We start from the raw sequence: 1,849 nt of genomic DNA, 5'->3' as shown, positions 1-1,849 counted from the left end.
AAAATATGACCTGGTTTATTAAAATCGGCAGCTGTTGATTCAGGATTCAACATTTCACGAATCGTGAGTGCACGTTCATCTGCGGATATCCCTGTTGTTGTATCCTTATGATCGACGCTGACGGTAAAAGCTGTTTTATTCGGATCCGTATTATCATCCACCATTGGTAAAAGCTCCAGATCGCGAGCCAGAGGATCTGTAATCGGAGCGCAAACGAGTCCTCTACCATACTTGATCATAAAGTTGATCATCTCAGAAGTTGCATATTCAGCGATACCGACAAGGTCTCCTTCGTTTTCCCGATCCTCATCATCACAGACGATGACTAATTTTCCTTGTTTTAGTTCTTCAATCGCTTTTTCTATTGAATCAAACATCATTTCACCTTCTCTTATGCAAAACCATTATCAGCAAGCATTTGCTTCGAAATCGCTGATTCAGGTTTTTCAGATTGTTGGCCGCTTAAAAAATGGGCGACGTATTTACCGATCATGTCGCATTCGATATTAACTGCATCCCCAGGTTCTTTCTTACCTAATACGGTGTGTTCCATCGTATGAGGGATTAAGGAAATCGTCACATGATGGTCTTTCACCCCGAAAACAGTCAAGGATGTGCCGTCTACAGCAATCGAGCCTTTATAGACAAAGTAATGGATAAGATCTTCCGGCAGCTCAATATCATAATAAACGGCATTCGATTCCGGTCGCTTTGAAACGATCTTGCCTGTCCCGTCGATATGGCCGGAAACTAGATGACCTCCAAAGCGTCCACCTGCAGCCATCGCTCGTTCCAGATTAACTGGACTGCCTTGTTGTAAGTCCTGCAGTGTTGTTGCCCTGTACGTTTCTGGCATCACATCGAAAGCGACTGTGCTTTCAGTGAAGGCGGTCACCGTCAAACAGACCCCATTGATTGAGATGCTGTCTCCTAAACGGACATCTCCCAAAATGTCTTTCGCTGTAATGGTTATTTCTAAGGCTTCGGTTTTACTTTTTACTGATTTTAAAGTTCCTATTTCCTCGATGATACCTGTAAACAAGGTTACTCCTCCCTTTTTACAGAGATGATCTTGATGTCATCCCCGACTTGTTCCGTTGATAGAATCTTAAATGCTTCTACTTGTTTGAGTTGACTGACGCCCTTCCCTCCCACAGGAGTTAAAGCGTCCTTGCCACCAATTAGCTTCGGTGCGACATACGTTACGGTTTCATTTACTTTTCCAGCACGTACAAACGCGTCAGCAATCGTCCCTCCACCTTCAACGAGGACGGAGGTAACCTTTTGCTCGCCGAGGTAAGACACTAATTCTTCAATTCTAACTTTCTCATCTTTCATCGGAATGATTTCTACATGGGGATATGATTTAAAAGCATCGATATCGGCCTGAGTTACATCTTTTCCTACAAATATCCAAGTCGGGGCTTCTTGATTTTGTATTAATTGAGCAGAAGGAGGGATCCTTAACCGCGTATCAAGAACGATTCGAATTGGATGAGAACCTTGGCCATCTATCCTTGTTGTAAGCTTAGGATTATCTACAAGAACTGTGTTGATTCCAACTAAAATGGCATCTGATTGATGACGGTAGTGATGACCATCTTTTCGTGCTTCTTCCCCTGTAATCCATTGGCTCTCTCCTGTGGAGGTAGCAATCTTTCCGTCGAGACTCATGGCCGATTTCAAACGGATATAAGGTTCTTTTTTCTGTATAAAATGGAAAAATGATCGATTCAAAGCGTCAGCTTCCTCTTTCTTGACCTGCGTTCGTACTTCGATTCCTGCCCGTTCCATCATTTCAATTCCGCGTCCTGAAACTTTCGGGTTCGGATCATCAGAGGCAATAATT

The 1,849-nt window shown here is 43.3% G+C and carries 3 protein-coding genes; all 3 read right to left on the bottom strand.

The features are described 5' to 3' along the window. On the bottom strand, positions 1 to 377 hold a 377-nt coding region (locus LD39_RS09390), incomplete at its 3' end, for a 3,4-dihydroxy-2-butanone-4-phosphate synthase (protein WP_035545525.1). A gap of 14 nt (positions 378 to 391) precedes the next feature. Then, positions 392 to 1,042, bottom strand: a complete 651-nt coding sequence (gene ribE, locus LD39_RS09385; protein ID WP_035545523.1) for a riboflavin synthase — start codon at positions 1,040 to 1,042, stop codon at positions 392 to 394. 2 nt (positions 1,043 to 1,044) lie between these two features. After that, positions 1,045 to 1,849, bottom strand: an 805-nt coding sequence (gene ribD / locus LD39_RS09380; RefSeq protein ID WP_035545522.1) for a bifunctional diaminohydroxyphosphoribosylaminopyrimidine deaminase/5-amino-6-(5-phosphoribosylamino)uracil reductase RibD, incomplete at its 5' end; no start/stop codon positions are given.

The organism is Halobacillus sp. BBL2006, from assembly GCF_000786645.1.
GTDB lineage: Bacteria > Bacillota > Bacilli > Bacillales > Halobacillaceae > Halobacillus.
The sequence above is the reverse complement of the archived record's forward strand: the minus strand, read 5'-3'. Positions and strand labels throughout refer to the sequence as shown.